Source organism: Buttiauxella gaviniae ATCC 51604, assembly GCF_001654835.1.
Taxonomy (GTDB): Bacteria; Pseudomonadota; Gammaproteobacteria; order Enterobacterales; family Enterobacteriaceae; genus Buttiauxella; species Buttiauxella gaviniae.
The window spans coordinates 1-631 of the sequence record NZ_LXEP01000098.1; the positions used below are offsets into that span (position 1 = coordinate 1).

General features: G+C 52.3%; 1 protein-coding gene. It reads left to right on the forward strand.

Features of this window, described 5'->3' with window-relative positions:
• Positions 1-146: 146 nt before the first annotated feature.
• On the forward strand, positions 147-631 hold a 485-nt coding region (locus M977_RS23875), incomplete at its 3' end, for a DUF6453 family protein (protein WP_157092146.1).

The following is a 631-nucleotide window of genomic DNA, read 5'->3' on the forward strand; positions in this document are numbered from 1 at the left end:
TGTTTTTGGAGTCAGCATGACCGAACCGGTAATTGAGCAACTCACTTTCCAGCCTGCTTCTGTTAAGCCTACAGCCGATAACAGAAGAGCGCAAGGCGGGGAACCAGACAGTCGCACTACCCGGCAGAATACCCGGAAGCTCAATAATGTTAATACCTGCATCAACGGCGGTGGACTCTGGTGTGGGCATCGCCTATCTGACTGGCTTTGTTGATAATGGCTCATCGTTAACGCTCCAGATGGCAAGCACTGTCGGTGATGATGTATCCAGAGTTACCACTAATGTGAGCATCTTTCAGCTTCCTCCTGAGGGTTCAACGGCTGGCTTGCTCCTTCAGGGGGGTGCTAATTTCACATTAATTACCACTGAGCAGGCTTGCTGTCGGGTTTTGTTCCAGGGGCGGATTACATTTAACGGCACCTGGACTATCCCTACCTATGAAGGAATCGACCCACATAAAGTTATCATCGCGGCGCACTGGACAGCGCCAGGCGTTGCGGTTGCCCGCTCATCCACGCGCGTTTATGTCACAGATCCGGATGTGCCGACGCTCACTGCATACGCAGAAGGAAAGCATGAGAATAGACAGCCAAGGGATGTCACGATGGATATCATCGTGTATGGGCCGGG